General features: G+C 50.4%; 13 protein-coding genes and 1 pseudogene. 10 read left to right on the top strand and 4 right to left on the bottom strand.

The features are described from left to right. Nucleotides 1-2: 2 nt before the first annotated feature. The 5 genes from ureE (at nt 3) to BLR00_RS12235 (ending at nt 4,122) form a co-directional block, all read left to right on the top strand. Nucleotides 3-536, top strand: coding sequence for an urease accessory protein UreE (gene ureE, locus BLR00_RS12255; protein ID WP_074633029.1), 534 nt, complete (start codon nt 3-5; stop codon nt 534-536). A gap of 19 nt (nt 537-555) precedes the next feature. Continuing rightward, the gene (locus tag BLR00_RS12250) at nt 556-1,236 is read left to right on the top strand and encodes an urease accessory protein UreF (RefSeq protein WP_256324143.1); all 681 of its coding nucleotides are present in this window, start codon (nt 556-558) and stop codon (nt 1,234-1,236) included. A gap of 37 nt (nt 1,237-1,273) precedes the next feature. Further along, nucleotides 1,274-1,927 (top strand): urease accessory protein UreG, encoded by a 654-nt coding sequence (gene ureG / locus BLR00_RS12245; RefSeq protein WP_074633023.1) that lies wholly within the window; start codon nt 1,274-1,276, stop codon nt 1,925-1,927. Nucleotides 1,928-2,055: 128 nt separating this feature from the next. Beyond that, nucleotides 2,056-3,012, top strand: a complete 957-nt coding sequence (gene yut / locus BLR00_RS12240; protein ID WP_074633015.1) for an urea transporter — start codon at nt 2,056-2,058, stop codon at nt 3,010-3,012. Nucleotides 3,013-3,486: 474 nt separating this feature from the next. Beyond that, entirely contained in the window at nt 3,487-4,122 is a 636-nt protein-coding gene (locus BLR00_RS12235; protein ID WP_081346755.1) for a response regulator, read from the top strand. Nucleotides 4,123-4,241: 119 nt separating this feature from the next. On the opposite strand, the gene BLR00_RS12230 is transcribed toward BLR00_RS12235, so the two are convergent. Beyond that, nucleotides 4,242-6,209: a HAMP domain-containing sensor histidine kinase gene (locus BLR00_RS12230; protein ID WP_074633020.1), complete on the bottom strand. Its 1,968-nt coding sequence runs from the start codon at nt 6,207-6,209 to the stop codon at nt 4,242-4,244. Nucleotides 6,210-7,563: 1,354 nt separating this feature from the next. Here BLR00_RS12230 and BLR00_RS12225 point away from each other — a divergent pair. The 5 genes and pseudogenes from BLR00_RS12225 to BLR00_RS12205 all read left to right on the top strand — a co-directional run bounded on the left by BLR00_RS12225 (nt 7,564) and on the right by BLR00_RS12205 (nt 11,759). Further along, complete coding sequence (locus tag BLR00_RS12225) at nt 7,564-7,959, top strand: hypothetical protein (protein WP_074633018.1); 396 nt, start codon at nt 7,564-7,566, stop codon at nt 7,957-7,959. A gap of 50 nt (nt 7,960-8,009) precedes the next feature. Continuing rightward, nucleotides 8,010-9,323, top strand: coding sequence for a hypothetical protein (locus tag BLR00_RS12220; protein ID WP_256324142.1), 1,314 nt, complete (start codon nt 8,010-8,012; stop codon nt 9,321-9,323). A 136-nt stretch (nt 9,324-9,459) separates the two neighbouring features. Continuing rightward, a pseudogene (locus tag BLR00_RS12215) lies at nt 9,460-9,585 on the top strand (urease subunit gamma); the annotation flags it as partial. Between the two features lie 689 nt (nt 9,586-10,274). Beyond that, complete coding sequence (gene yut / locus BLR00_RS12210; RefSeq protein ID WP_074633015.1) at nt 10,275-11,231, top strand: urea transporter; 957 nt, start codon at nt 10,275-10,277, stop codon at nt 11,229-11,231. Nucleotides 11,232-11,447: 216 nt separating this feature from the next. Then, nucleotides 11,448-11,759, top strand: a complete 312-nt coding sequence (locus tag BLR00_RS12205) for a helix-turn-helix domain-containing protein (protein ID WP_074633013.1) — start codon at nt 11,448-11,450, stop codon at nt 11,757-11,759. A 60-nt stretch (nt 11,760-11,819) separates the two neighbouring features. On the opposite strand, the gene BLR00_RS12200 is transcribed toward BLR00_RS12205, so the two are convergent. From BLR00_RS12200 to BLR00_RS12190, 3 genes are all read right to left on the bottom strand, one after another. Further along, nucleotides 11,820-12,431, bottom strand: coding sequence for a carbonic anhydrase (locus BLR00_RS12200; protein ID WP_256324141.1), 612 nt, complete (start codon nt 12,429-12,431; stop codon nt 11,820-11,822). A 197-nt stretch (nt 12,432-12,628) separates the two neighbouring features. Next, nucleotides 12,629-13,090 carry a nickel-responsive transcriptional regulator NikR gene (gene nikR, locus BLR00_RS12195; RefSeq protein ID WP_074633008.1) on the bottom strand — a complete coding sequence of 154 codons (462 nt, stop codon included), beginning with the start codon at nt 13,088-13,090 and terminating at the stop codon, nt 12,629-12,631. Nucleotides 13,091-13,445: 355 nt separating this feature from the next. After that, nucleotides 13,446-14,717, bottom strand: a complete 1,272-nt coding sequence (locus BLR00_RS12190; protein WP_074633006.1) for a RidA family protein — start codon at nt 14,715-14,717, stop codon at nt 13,446-13,448. Nucleotides 14,718-14,783: the final 66 nt, after the last annotated feature.

Raw genomic sequence — 14,783 nt, 5'->3', positions numbered from 1 at the left:
ATATGCTTACGCTAAATACCAAGATAGCGCAAGCGGATTCGATCTTCGCGCAACTCGTGCTTCCTTACGAGTTGCGCGAGAACAGCCGTCTGCGTACCGCGCTTACGTCCGGTGAGGAGGTCGCCATCCTCACCGCGCGCGGGACCGTGTTGCGCAACAATGATCTGCTCAGGGGCGATGACGGCAGGGTAGTGCAAATTGTCGCGGCACAAGAGCCCACTTACCGGATTACGTGCCAAACCCCGCACGATTTGATGCGCTGTGCGTTTCACCTAGGCAACCGTCACACGCAGACCCAAGTGGGAGACGGTTTTCTGCGTATCTGCCAGGATAGCGTGCTAAAGGGAATGCTGGAGGGATTGGGTGCGACGGTAGGGGAAGAAAGTGCGCAATTCGAACCGGAAGCGGGGGCATACAGCGGCGGGGGCCATCATCATCATGGTGATGGCGATGGTCACGGCCATTCCCACGGGCATGGCCCGCTGGCCCCGATTCCGGTGCGCCAGAAGATTCACCGTCCGTCGGACAAACAGTAGAAATAGAGGATCGGAGATCATGATGCAAGCAACACTCCTGTTACGTTTACTGCAGCTGGCAAGCCCCTCACTCCCGGTTGGTGCGTATACCTATTCGCAGGGTCTGGAAGCAGCCATCGAGGCAGGCGCGGTCCACGACGAAAGTTCGGCCCGCGCCTGGATCACCGAGGCGCTTGGCGTGGTAGCAGATTTCGAAGCACCTGTGTTGTGGCGGCTGTTGAAAGGGTTTGCGGCGCGGGACCGGGCGGCGGTTACCTATTGGACAGAGTGTTTCGTCGCTGCCCGCGATACTGCCGAGTTCCGTGCGGAAACCATCCAAATGGGATATTCGCTGAGTAAACTGATGGGGGAGTTGAAAGTGGCTGACGATGCTCTTCTGAAGATAATGGCCAGTCAGCCAGAGATTCCGTTGCCGACGGCGTTTGCGTTTGCAGCAGAAGCGCTGGACGTGTCGCATGAAGCTGCATTGCTTGGCCTGTTATTTTCAATGGTCGAGAACCAGATGCTGGTATGCGTGAAATCCATTCCGCTTGGGCAGGTTTCCGGTCAGAGATTACTGCTTTCCCTGCATCCTGCAATCGAAGCGGCAGCCCGCCACGCCCAGGTGCTCGAAGACGACGAGTTGTCCAACTGGGCGCCGGGGCTGTCGCTGTTGTCCATGCAGCATGAAGTGCAATATAGCCGTATCTATCGATCTTGAACGGCATTGTTAAATCCAATTATTTACGGGAAATAAAATGAAAAATGCATCCAATCCCCTGCGTGTCGGAATAGGCGGGCCGGTGGGCTCAGGCAAGACGGCCTTGTGTGAAGTGCTGAGTAAAAAAATGCGCGATCGCTACGACATGGCCGTTATCACCAATGATATATATACCAAGGAAGATATGGAGATTCTGCTGCGTGCCGATGCACTGCCGGCAGAACGCCTGATGGGTGTGGAAACGGGTGGTTGTCCACATACCGCGATCAGGGAGGATGCGTCGATCAATCTGGAAGCGATCGCGCGCATGTCCGCAGATTTTCCCGATCTTGATCTGATCCTGGTCGAATCAGGCGGGGACAACCTTGCCTCGACCTTCAGCCCCGAGCTTTCCGATCTTACTATCTATGTCATTGACGTTGCCGCCGGCGAAAAGATCCCGCGCAAGGGAGGACCCGGCATCACGCGTTCCGCGCTGCTGGTCATCAACAAGATCGATCTCGCACCCCATGTGGGAGCCAGCCTCGAGGTCATGGCCCGGGATGCGAAGCGGATGCGCGGCGAGCGGCCATTCGTATTCACTAATATGCATACCGGCGAAGGTGTCGATCAGATTGTCGAATTCATCGTAAGGCAGGGATTGCTGGACGAAATCAAGTCACAGCGTATTCCCAGCCATGCAAGCATTTAGGTGTTTCCTGACGAAGAGTCTCGAGAAGATCGGGTTTTCAGTCGAATTACCGGGATGACCGTACTTTCTGGGTAGCCACATTACTAAAAATAGCTCGTTATCATAAAGAAACACAGGAGGGAATTAAAATGGAATGGTCATTAACGATAGATAAGGCAATGCCCCGACCGCTGCGCGTGATTCTGAGAGGCGTGGGCCAGGTATTCTTCTGCTGCAATGCAGTGACAGGACTCATTTTCCTGGTGGCACTTTTCATCGGCGGGGTAACCGCAGGCGCCGCGGCCACGGTTGGGGTGATAAGCAGCACCGTTACCGCTTATCTCCTCGGTTTTTCCGAAGACGATATCGATGCGGGGCTGTACGGGTTCAATGGCACCTTGGTCGGTCCTTGTCTTTTTCTGTTCCTGGAGAATTCTCCGCAGCTGTGGCTGTATGTGGTCCTTGCCTCGGCCCTGTCAAGTATCGTGCTGGCGGCCCTGATGAGGATACTCGGGCCCTACAAGATTCCGGCCTCGACGTCCCCCTTTGTGCTGACCTCCTGGATGTTCCTGGTTGCCGTGTATGCGTTCGACAGTTTTTCGCGTGGCCCCGTTTTGCCGCCGCCCGGCACGCCTGCCGCGGTAGCCGATGCGGTGGCGATTCCGGCTGAGATGTGGTTTACCGCTCTCACCAAAGGGGTTGCCGAAGTGATGTTTGCAGACAGCGTCATAGTCGGCATTCTGTTCTTAACCGGCATCGCCATTGTCTCCCTGCGGGGCGCATTGATGGCAGTGGGGGGAACGATTATCGGCGTGGCATTTCCGATTCTGCTGGGTGCGAACCAGGGCATGATCGAGATGGGGCTGTATTCATTCAACCCGGTCCTGACCATGATGGCGGTGGGGTGGGTTTTTCTGAAACCGGATGGAAAAAGCGCAGCGCTGGCGGTTCTGGCGGGGTTTCTTACCGTGATTTGTCAGGCGGGGCTTGCGAACTTCCTTGCGCCCATAGGCTTGCCTACGCTTACCTTCCCATTTGTGCTGGTGATGTGGATGTTCCTGTTTGCCGCAGGAAAATCAAAATACTGGGCGGAGGCCGACGCATAGAGATAAACGCTTAATGGCTAATCGGCCCCTTCCCCCTCATGTCAAGTTTCACTCATCAGGGGCCGATTAGCCAGGTTTTGAGGCGATACATCCTCAGGACAAAGATCTTTCTTTTCGAGTCGAATTTTCTCAGGATGGGGGTTATTTTCTCAGCGTGTTCACATTGCGGATGACTTTTCATCCAGGTGACATTATTAAAACGCTGGTTCCGGATATTCATGACTATCCGCACAACGGATCATGTGGATGCGGCAACATTATGTACGCATTATTTTCAACGGAAATGCGGGTAATTTACCATGCCGCATGCCATGTGCGATGACGAGAGTGGCAACGTTTTTTACGCTCTAATTAAACTTGCGGAGGATGGCGACAAAGAAAAGTCATTTGGCTGCCAATCGGTAACTCTTCACTCGAATACCGGTAAGTCGACCTGACTCTCCGATGTCAACCGATCTCAATAGGGTATTGAGCATGATCATAAAGGTCTTTTTAGCTGATGACCATAGGCTTTTCAGGGATGGGCTGAAAAGGATTCTCGCCGAAACGGCTGATATTGTTGTCGTTGGTGAAGCAAGCGATGGAATTGATGCCCTGGAAAAAATGCAGCTTGGCGGATGGGACGTGGCATTGCTGGATGTCAACATGCCGGGCATGAATGGTCTGGAAGTACTGAAACGAATAATGAACGATGACGCGAAGCATCAAATATTGATGTTAAGCACGTATCATGAGGATGAATATGCCATCAGGACAATACGTGCAGGTGCATCCGCCTATCTTACCAAGAACAGCCCCACCGATCTGCTGATATCCGTAATCCGGCGCCTCTCCAAAGGGGGACGATACATAGACCCGGAACTGGCGGAAAAACTACTGTTCGATCTCGGCCCAACCTCGGCAATTCTCCCGCATTCCACACTTTCCGATCGGGAGTTCAACGTCCTCAAGCTTATCGCTGCCGGGGTATCTTTAACAGAAATTTCGCAGAAACTGGGATTAAGCTCGAAAACCGTGAGCACTTACCGCGCCCGTGTTCTGGAAAAAATGAATATGCAGAACAATGCTCAACTGGTCCGCTATGTAACCGAGCACGACTTGCTGGAATAAGACGGGCTATGTCATCCAATTTCTGGCAGGCTCATTTATCTGATATCAGGGCCAGCATTGCATTGGAGAGGCTACCGATGATTCCGGAATAAACGAGTGCATCGGCAAGCCAGGAATGGTCACGAAACCTCTTCGCATACCTTCACCGGCAGGCGAAGCTTGACCACGGTTCCTTGCCGCGGCAGGCTGGCGATATCGATACTTCCCCCCAGCACCGCCGCCCGCTCGCGCATCCCAACCAGGCCAAATGACTTTTTCCTTGCGGCAGCTGTTGCATTAAATCCTTTGCCGTTGTCGCGCACCTCTATCAAGAGATCACCCGCCTCCTGCGACAGGATGATCTCGACATGGCTTGCCGCGGCATGCCGGGTCACATTGGTCAGGGATTCCTGCACAATCCTGAATATCGCCACGGTCTGATCTTCATCCAGCTCAACGGGTTCCTTCATCAGTCGCAGTACGCAGCTTACGCCGCTATGTTTCCTGTACTCATCGGTCAATTTTTTGAGAGCCGAGATGATGCCCAACTCCAGTGAAGCCGGGCGCAGATGCTCGGCCACGTTGCGCACGCTCTGATCCGCTTTGTCCACCAGCTCCGACATGTTGCGCCTGACGATTTCCACCCTTTTTCTATTGTCTTCCACACCCTTTAGCAGCGAGATTTCCAGGTGCAATGCCGCCAGGAGCTGGCCCAGCTCATCGTGAATCTCGCGGGCAATGTATTTACGGTCTTCTTCCCGCATCCGCTCCACGTGCGCCGCAAATTCCCGTATCGCGGCATCGCGCACCCGCAGCTCCCGTTCCACCAGGATGCGTGCCTCCGCCTGCTTGCGTTCCAGCCATTTCCCCAGATCGTCCCCGATGACGTCGATCAGATTCTGCTCATCGGGCAGCAGGAAAGGCCGGTCCTCGCGGTAGAATACGATTATCCAGCCGTATGCCTTGCCGTATACCATGATCTGTTTTTGTAACCGGCGCGCATGATCCTGGTCATACTGGTTGGAGACAAACTGCTTGCCGTCGAGCTCGATTCTGATGCTGGAGATATGCGGAAACTGCATCGCCGCGATCAGGTGCACAAAAATGGTGCCGCAAACTTCCTCCAGCGACCCGGCCTCCATGCCGCGCCGGATTGAATAGAAACAGTTGAGCTCCTTCAGCCGCTCGCGTAATGATCCTTCTACCTGCTTGAGTTTGATGATTTCATGTTCAATGGCTTCCGCCATGGTATTGAAATCGGAACCGAGCTCGGCGATTTCGTTGTGCGTGGAGATGTCGCAGCGGGTGGAGTAGCTGCCCTGTGCGATGCTGCTCGCCTGCCGGCTGAGATAATCGAGCGGGTGCAGGATATTGCGGCGCATATAGGCGGCGGCCACTGCCACGACGAGCAGCGCACTGCAAAGCACTCCCGGTATCAGCAAGATCTGCTGCTGGAACTTTGACTGCAGATTCTTCATCGTGGTTTGGGTGCGATGATCCAGTTCCCGCATGAACTGACTGATGGGCGCCATGATCCTGGCTTTCTCGGCGGTATAGCGTTCGCCAAACAGCAGGTCGATGGCAAAATCGCGGTCAGGCGTGTGCGACCGGGTGAAATTTCCGTGCCCATCGTCGTACAAGCCTTTGATGGCAGCGAAGGCCTGTTTTTCCAGATTGACCAGATTGTCGGAATTCCTTTGCGATTGCCGCAGCAGGTCGAGTTCGTGTTCGCTGAATCCTTCACGCTGCATCAGCTCCATTAAGGAGACGGCACTATCTCGCGTGGGCGAGGGCATATTGTTTACATCCCAGTAGGTGATCGGATAATCCCGAGGGCGGGGCAGTTTGCCGTTCCGGATGTCGAGAATTTCGAAAAAGAATCGTTCATAGATTGGGTCGCCGGTGGTGACGTAGCTGCGAGCCATCTTGGTGAGATCCTCGGAACTCTGGAATAACTCATTTGCGAGCTGCAGGGATCTGTATTGCTGGCGCTCGGCGGCGGTGATCTCATCCAGCGTGTCCAGCACCTGGGAGGAAAGAAAGATCAGCAGGCTGAGTCCCAGTACGGTGACGATAAGGCAAAAATTGGTGAAAACGCCAATTCGCATGTATTTCCTTTATGTCTGGTTAAATTACTGCTACCTACATTGCTAGTACCCGTGATTCCCAATCAGCGGGTCCAAGCATCCCTGTGTTCAGCAATCAAATAATTCCCGTAGGGCATGTGCAGGATAATGGGAAGCGTTCTTTATGACAGGGAAATCAAGCCTTATAGCTGGAGCAGCAGTGACGGCTTTCAGAAGATCGGGCGCTCGCGTTTTCCCTTATCTCCTCGTCCTGTAATTCCAGTTTAGAGAAATCGTGCCTGAGCAAGAAGAAAAAATGAACAGACGTTAGCATGCACATATGTTCGTCCTCCATTTTCGACCAGATGCATGGAAACTTTAGCATACGCAGCTGACATGTCTGTCAACGAATGCCGAAACATGATGTAAGGAACACATGAACATCATGTCAGGAAAACCTTACTTCTTTTCTGCCGGATTCGATAATCAATGTCATGCATCCAAAACCTGTGAGATATATGTCGATGAGATAGCGTATGTGTGGCCAGGCTATCCAATGGGATCGGGCAGAAATCGTCCGGTTAGTTAGGAAAACTCAGAACGGCGTTCCAACATCGCGGAAAATATTCTTAACCATTTACAGATAGGTAAGCGCTCTCCTTTGCGCAGACCCGAGGCGTATTTATCAACGACGCTATGTTATCTGGCTGGAACTTGGATGTTCTGGGAGCACATGCAACCGGGGTAGATGGGGAATCATATATGACATAACATTATCATGTATGCCTAACAAAAATAAAGATCATTGGACATTGGATAACATCCACGCGTAACGGCATCGCAAGATCTATGACTAAACGGGGTTTCTGTAGGGAAAGCAGAAGATATCTGTAGGAAATATTGAGACATGGCGTAGGAGTAAAACGAACAGCCAGTAAGGAATCTCCTGCATTTTTTTTATTATATCAATGATAGGATTCTTTAAGCATTATGATTATTTCATGTTTATGTGAGGAAAAAGGAAATGATCTGTAGGGAATAACGAAACATGGCGTAGGAATGAGCTGAATAATTTGTAAGGAAATTCCTCAAATTTCTCGCATAACTAAGTTATCGTCATTTTTACGTATTATGATTAAACGTTATTCATGTGGGAAAAGCGGAAAATATCTGTAGGGAATATCGAGACATGATGTAGGAATGAAATGAACGGCCTGTAAGGAATTTCCTGCATCTTTTTCAATTAATCGATGATACTCTTTTTCCAAGTCATCGAAGATTAGGTTGACTGAGGAATCGAGCACCAGTTGGCGAAGCGGTAGAAGGAACTGATGTACTTAATGATATATCGGTAGAAGGAATTGATGTACTTAATGATATATAGGAGTTCATTGTCATGAAAAAACAAACTGGTAAATTCATAGTGGTGGTGTCCATGCTCGGCCTGCTGGCATCCTGCGCACAGATGGCGCCTTTTGAAGCACAGAATGCTGATACGCGAAGAGTTGCGGAGAATGCCAGAACCTACTTCGATCACGATACCGTGGCCAGGCAGTATGAAATTACAGCTAGGGAGTTACTGGCAGAGGTAGAGAGGCAAAAGAAACTGCTGGAGCACTACGAGGATAAAAGTTATCTCTATGGTAAGCGGGCCCAGGATATGCGAGCCCATACCTGGGCTTTATTGCGCAGATATGAGATGGCTGCGGAGGAAACGGTAAAGCGGGCTGCTCTTCATCAGAAAATCTCATCGGAACTTGCAAGAAACGATCATGCCAAGCGAGTTAATTAAGACAGAAGGAATTTTCAGAGATGAAATATTTTGCGAAAAGGGAACACAAAATGGCTGATTACGAATTTATTTCAGCTGAAAGTTCCTTGCGAAAAAATGACCTCTGGAAGAAGACGAATAACTTCTGTATCCAGATGGTGTTGGTGGGGCTCTTGGTGATCGGTTTTCTGTCCTTATCTTCTGCGGTGGGAGCATCTGATTTCAAGCTTCCGAGCGGGCCGAAATGGGCGCTTGACGAGACCCGATGGTTTACTGCAGGCATTGGTTTCCGCGGTTCGGGCATATGGGCCCAAAACAAGGCGACCGACAGTTACAATGATTCTTTCAGCATTGACAATGCTCGGGTGTATTTAAACGGGCAGGTTCATAAATATCTCAAATTCGAAGTCAACACGGAATGTTTTTTCTGTAACAACACCAGTTCGGCGGATAACCCCAAGATGTCCTATAACATTCTGGACGCTATCGGGAAAGTCGAGATCAACCGGTATGTGAACATCTGGGGCGGACGCATGCTGGTGCCCACGGAACGGGGCGAATTGAGCGGTCCTTTTTTCCAGGCGACGCATGACGCCTTCAAGACACCATTCTTTCCTCAGGACTTCAGCGTTAAATTCGGCAGCAACGGCGCAGGGCGTTACGGCCGTGACGACGGCGGCACCTTCTGGGGCAGCGTCGAACCGGGCTTCATCAAGGGTACGCTGGGCTATGCGGTGGGCGTATACCGGGGGTTGCAGTCATCCAACACAATTGGACCCAACCAGGGAAACGATGTGTCGTGGGCCGGTCGGTTCACCTACAATTTCCTGAACCCTGAAAAGAATCCGGGTTACTACACCAGCAGTACCTATTTTGGCAAGGCGGGCGACATCCTGGCGCTGGCGTTCGGGGCAAATTACCAGAAGAATGGCGCGGGATCATTTGCCAATCGCAGTGACTTCCTTGGTTTGGTTGGCGATCTTCTGTTCGAGAAAGTCTTGCCGAGGAACCTGGGGGTAACCACGTTAAACGCGGAATACAAGCAGTTCTACGCTAATTATAATTCTCAGGCTTTTGCCGATCCGGGTTGTTTTTGCGTATTCGATGGAAAATCCTGGACGGTTACCGGGCTTTATCTGATACCGGTCAAGGTGGGTATCGGCAAATTCCAGCCGTATGGCAGATTCACCAGTATCCAACCGAATCATAGCAGTAACCGTGAAGAGATCGAGGGGGGCGTGAATTACATCATTGATGGCTTCAATGCGCGTATCTCGGCGTATTACCAGCATGGTGACCTTTTTACCAAAGGCTTGAATTATGCACCCGGGGTGATAGGCGACAAGGTGGATGTCTTCAAACTATCTTTCCAGTTGCAGATGTAATGCCTGGGAATAGATGAGGCTCCCATCAGCCGCGTATAGGGGAAGTCCCTGGGTTCTTTGAAACGGATGGTGTCAGGTTGGCTGTAACCAGAACATAGAAGAAGTAAAACAATTGTTAATTTAAGGGGAGGAAGCAATGGACCTTACACCAAGAGAGAAAGACAAGCTGCAGATATTTACTGCCGGATTAGTGGCGGAACGGCGCAAGGCACGGGGCTTGAAGCTCAACTACCCGGAAGCGGTGGCGCTGATGACCACTGCGTGGGAACTATCGGAATGGTGAAAGCAATGGGTAAGACCCCTGTTGCAGGACCCGGCGCCAGCCAGAGCTCAGCATATCCTGAGCACGAGAAACGTGGCAGCCCCAAAAAGGTTGCCACGTGCGGGCGCATACAGTCATGTCACAACTGCCGGCATGAAGGGATATTTTATCTCGCGGAAAATTCCCTTGTTTGGGAACAAATGAAATATTGCAGAAAAGGGGGCAAATATGGCAGATGTTGCGAGTCATATCAACATACTGGATATGTAAATGGAATTCATAAACCTGCAATGCAGCCTGAAATGAGCATATGCGTCCTCGACAACAGAGTTGAGTGACCATGATGCAGCCAGCTTCCCTATTAGGCCGGCTGCATTTCCCGGCGCTCGAAGAAGATGAGCGCCGGGGCTGTCACTGTTATCCATGCAGCATGAAGTGCAATACAGTCGTATCTACTGATCTTAAATGGCATTGTGAAATCTAGTTATTTAAGAGGAAATATAAAGAGGATTGCTGGACGAAATCAAGTCACAGCGTATTCCCAGCCATGCAAGCATTTAGGTGTTTCCTGACGAAGAGTCTCGAGAAGATCGGGTTTTCAGTCGAATTACCGGGATGACCGTACTTTCTGGGTAGCCACATTACTAAAAATAGCTCGTTATCATAAAGAAACACAGGAGGGAATTAAAATGGAATGGTCATTAACGATAGATAAGGCAATGCCCCGACCGCTGCGCGTGATTCTGAGAGGCGTGGGCCAGGTATTCTTCTGCTGCAATGCAGTGACAGGACTCATTTTCCTGGTGGCACTTTTCATCGGCGGGGTAACCGCAGGCGCCGCGGCCACGGTTGGGGTGATAAGCAGCACCGTTACCGCTTATCTCCTCGGTTTTTCCGAAGACGATATCGATGCGGGGCTGTACGGGTTCAATGGCACCTTGGTCGGTCCTTGTCTTTTTCTGTTCCTGGAGAATTCTCCGCAGCTGTGGCTGTATGTGGTCCTTGCCTCGGCCCTGTCAAGTATCGTGCTGGCGGCCCTGATGAGGATACTCGGGCCCTACAAGATTCCGGCCTCGACGTCCCCCTTTGTGCTGACCTCCTGGATGTTCCTGGTTGCCGTGTATGCGTTCGACAGTTTTTCGCGTGGCCCCGTTTTGCCGCCGCCCGGCACGCCTGCCGCGGTAGCCGATGCGGTGGCGATTCCGGCTGAGATGTGGTTTACCGCCCTCACCAAAGGGGTTGCCGAAGTGATGTTTGCAGACAGCGTCATAGTCGGCATTCTGTTCTTAACCGGCATCGCCATTGTCTCCCTGCGGGGCGCATTGATGGCAGTGGGGGGAACGATTATCGGCGTGGCATTTCCGATTCTGCTGGGTGCGAACCAGGGCATGATCGAGATGGGGCTGTATTCATTCAACCCGGTCCTGACCATGATGGCGGTGGGGTGGGTTTTTCTGAAACCGGATGGAAAAAGCGCAGCGCTGGCAGTTCTGGCGGGGTTTCTTACCGTGATTTGCCAGGCGGGGCTTGCGAACTTCCTTGCGCCCATAGGCCTGCCTACGCTTACCTTCCCATTTGTGCTGGTGATGTGGATGTTCCTGTTTGCCGCAGGAAAATCAAAATACTGGGCGGAGGCCGACGCATAGAGATAAACGCTTAATGGCTAATCGGCCCTTTCCCCCTCATGTCAAGTTTCACTCATCAGGGGTCGATTAGCCACCCGTTATATCCTCCAGGTTTTGGGGGGATATACGGTCTTAAAGGAAACGGAAAATTTTACGCTATCAAGACGTTTAGGTGCTTTAAATCGGGAATGCTGGGGCAGTTTCAATATCCTCAGTCATTATTCATGATCAATTTTTATGCAACATAAAAATCTCATGTTTACCAAACCTCAAATGTTTCATTTTGCCAGGGGAACAAGGCTTGCAGAATTAAGATGCAGATGCGCGCTTACCCAAAGTCAGCTGGGTGAGCTTTGCGGCGTTCCCCGAACCATTATTTCACAATGGGAAAGCGGCGTTTCCAAGCCGGAACTCAGCAAGCTTATAGCGCTGCGTTCAAAACTCGATTTCTCCCTTGCGTGGCTGCTTACTGGTGCCGAAAGTAACAATGGCAATGGCTCCGACGTCATGTCAGAGATAAAGGGGAGGAGTCTTCTTGACGGACCTTAGCCGTGCATGGATGATCTGGCAGCCGCAATAAGCCAATAGTTCGCCAAATGCTGTCTCATGTCAGCGCTGCTTGAGGGTGAATTCCTGGGGAAACTTCAGATCAACTCTTCCGGTTTTAAGGCTATACACGCCGCCTACTACGAGAAGTTTCTTAGCCGCCACTAATTTACTCAAAATCGGCGGTTGTTTCTTCAGTTTATCCACGTTGCGAATGACATTCATTTTGATCGCATTGTTATAACGGTCACCTGGCATATCTTTTGCTGCCCTGACCGCGGGCAACAATGCGCTCGCCAAGGTTTGAATGTGCCCGGGAAATTGTTCATTTTTATCGAGGGCATCGATGGCGGCCTTGACGGCACCGCAGCTCTCATGACCGAGCACCATGATCAGTGGTGTATGCAATACGGCAGCCGCATATTCGAGCGTGGCCACAAAATCGGTAGTTAGATAATTGCCGGCGACACGGGCCACAAAAAGATCGCCGCGCTGTTCATCAAAACAAAATTCAGGGCTGACTCTTGAATCGGAGCAACTTAAAATACAGGCATAGGGGTTCTGCCCCGAAACTAGCGCCGCTCGCTCTTCGCTGAAATCCAAAGGCGTGGATCGTCCCGTGGCATAGCGCTCGTTTCCTTCCATCAACCTGTCCAACGCCTCATCAGGCGTCATTATGTTTTCCGGAATGGGTGGCGCTTTGGTGTCTGCGGCGAAAGCCGTCCTCCCGGTTGTTCCGGCAACACCCCAAGCGAAAGCAGAGGCCGCAGCCAGCTTCAAAAAGCGGCGTTTGTCCGGATCCTGTTCAGGCTTCTCATTTCTTTTATCAGATAGTTTGCACATACAAAAATTGTATTGGGTGGACCTGGTAATCAGGTAAGAGGGTTGCTGTGGATATGCTCCGCCGTCGTTGGTGAGTGCCGCACTTGCTTGATCTCTACTGGAACCATGTGCAATTTGCCATGCCGCACCCCGCGTGCGGACATGACAAGGTTAGCAAAGCTTTTTACCTGCCCAACCGGCCCGCGGAGAATGGCGACTTCGAGACAATCACTATGGTCCATATGCACATGCATGCTGGAGAGAATGAGATCGTGGTTATCATGTTGTACCGCAGCGATACGATTGGCCAGATCGTTCTCGTGATGATTGTAGATGTAGCTGAGCGTGGCGACACAGTGACCTTCATTCCAATCTTTCAATCGCTCGGTTTCCAGTTTCTCACGTATAAGGTCGCGCATCGCCTCCGAGCGGTTGGTATAGCCGCGTGCGTCCATCAAATCGTCGAACTGTTTAGAGAGCTGGGTATCCAGCGAGATAGTGAGGCGTTCCATGCTATCCAGTGAAAATAGAAGATAACCAACCAGAACCGCAATCGCGGGGATATGAGTATTTTATTATAAGTGATCATGGCCATGGAAAGAAATAATCCGGATAGAATAGTTAGCTTGGCAATAACACACCGGCCGAATTTGCGGCGCAACACCCATTTACAGCCCAGGATTCTACTGCACCATGTCGCTAATTTCAGGGAGCAGGTCAGGAGTACTCAATGTTCTGAGAGATAAAAAGAGGGATCTGAAAAAACATTCTCAGCTCCCTTTCTATGATCGGGATGTGCGATTTCGCATTCATCGTCGGCATTAACAAGTAACTTTGATAGTTCCTGTATTTACAAACAAATGTCTATTATGCTTTTGGAGGTGTTCCTTCTTCGTTTCCTACAACTGCATCGATTTGGATTAAAGCATCATTAAGTAAAGCTGATACGCCAATTATTCTTCGTGCAGGAATACCGCCTGGGAAGAATGTTGCGTAAGCTTCGTCTATAGCATCAATATCTGCGATATTTTTAAGGGCGATATTTATTTTAACTACATCGGCCATATCGTGGCCGATACTCTCTAAAATCGCCTTGATATTTTTCAAGCACTGTCTAGCCTGCTCCTTTACACCACCCGCTACCATTCTTCCAGATTTTGGATCGATACCCAATTGAGCGGAAATATGATTGTAATGAGAAAAAGCTACAGTTTGGGTAGATAGGGAATTTTTTGGTGCATTTTCCGTATTGTTCGCTTCTATGATGATTCCATGCCTGTCTTCAACAGCTTGCGGGGGTGTGCCGTCTCCATGTGACACAACTGCTTCAATTTGTACCAAAGCACGCATGGGTAAAGCCGCAACTTCAACTGTTGTCCGTGCAGGAAAATAGCCTACGGCCCTGGCCATACCTGAGTCTGGGAAAAATGTTGTATAAACTTCGTCTACGGCTTCAACATCCGAGAGGTTTTTAAGGAATATAGTGGTTTTAACAATATCGTCAAAAGGAACGTCGATACTTTCTAAAATTGCCTTGATATTCTTTAAGCACTGTCTAGCCTGCTCTTTCACATCACCCGCTACAATGATTCCCGATTTTGGATCGATAGGTAATTGAGCTGAAATATTATTGTAATGAGAAAAAGCGACGGTTTGTGTAGATAGAGAACTTCTTGGTGCATTCTCCGTGTTATTGGTAAGTTTTATGAGGTCGCCTGCCTGTGGTGCGTTTGGAATTGAACCTACACCGTTTGAAACAAGTGCTTCAACTTGTACCAAGGCATCCATAGGTAAAGCTGCAACTGCGACTGTCGTCCGTGTAGGAACGTAGGTTGGGAAGAATGTTTTATAAACTTCGTCTACAGCGTCAACATCGGAGATATTCTTAACGAATACAGTGATCCTGATAACATCGCTCATGGCATGGTCGATGCTTTCTACGATTGCCTTGATATTTTTGAAGCACCGTCCAGCCTGCTCTTTTACACCACCCGCTACTATTTCACCAGATTCTGGATCGATAGGTAATTGAGCTGAAAGATTATTGTAATGAGAGAAAGCGACAGTTTGTGAACATGGACCTAACCCTTTTGGAGCCCTATCCGTATTTCTTGCTAATACAGCGTTATAGCCACTCATGACAGTATTCCTCTTGTTTAATTATAATTTAAATAGTGTATAGGAAAAACGAACCCTACTAAATTC

Origin of the sequence: Nitrosospira multiformis (assembly GCF_900103165.1) — a bacterium.
In the GTDB taxonomy this organism is placed as follows: domain Bacteria; phylum Pseudomonadota; class Gammaproteobacteria; order Burkholderiales; family Nitrosomonadaceae; genus Nitrosospira; species Nitrosospira multiformis_D.
Note: the sequence above shows the minus strand (reverse complement) of the source record. Positions and strands in the feature narration are given on the sequence as shown.

Bases quoted from the DNA above. Each gene is read 5' to 3' on its own strand.
- ureE (WP_074633029.1), top strand. From the start codon at position 3: ATGCTTACGCTAAATACCAAGATAGCGCAAGCGGATTCGATCTTCGCG.
- BLR00_RS12250 (WP_256324143.1), top strand. From the start codon at position 556: ATGATGCAAGCAACACTCCTGTTACGTTTACTGCAGCTGGCAAGCCCC.
- ureG (WP_074633023.1), top strand. From the start codon at position 1,274: ATGAAAAATGCATCCAATCCCCTGCGTGTCGGAATAGGCGGGCCGGTG.
- yut (WP_074633015.1), top strand. From the start codon at position 2,056: ATGGAATGGTCATTAACGATAGATAAGGCAATGCCCCGACCGCTGCGC.
- BLR00_RS12235 (WP_081346755.1), top strand. From the start codon at position 3,487: ATGATCATAAAGGTCTTTTTAGCTGATGACCATAGGCTTTTCAGGGAT.
- BLR00_RS12230 (WP_074633020.1), bottom strand. From the start codon at position 6,209: ATGCGAATTGGCGTTTTCACCAATTTTTGCCTTATCGTCACCGTACTG.
- BLR00_RS12225 (WP_074633018.1), top strand. From the start codon at position 7,564: ATGAAAAAACAAACTGGTAAATTCATAGTGGTGGTGTCCATGCTCGGC.
- BLR00_RS12220 (WP_256324142.1), top strand. From the start codon at position 8,010: ATGGCTGATTACGAATTTATTTCAGCTGAAAGTTCCTTGCGAAAAAAT.
- yut (WP_074633015.1), top strand. From the start codon at position 10,275: ATGGAATGGTCATTAACGATAGATAAGGCAATGCCCCGACCGCTGCGC.
- BLR00_RS12205 (WP_074633013.1), top strand. From the start codon at position 11,448: ATGCAACATAAAAATCTCATGTTTACCAAACCTCAAATGTTTCATTTT.
- BLR00_RS12200 (WP_256324141.1), bottom strand. From the start codon at position 12,431: ATGACGCCTGATGAGGCGTTGGACAGGTTGATGGAAGGAAACGAGCGC.
- nikR (WP_074633008.1), bottom strand. From the start codon at position 13,090: ATGGAACGCCTCACTATCTCGCTGGATACCCAGCTCTCTAAACAGTTC.
- BLR00_RS12190 (WP_074633006.1), bottom strand. From the start codon at position 14,717: ATGAGTGGCTATAACGCTGTATTAGCAAGAAATACGGATAGGGCTCCA.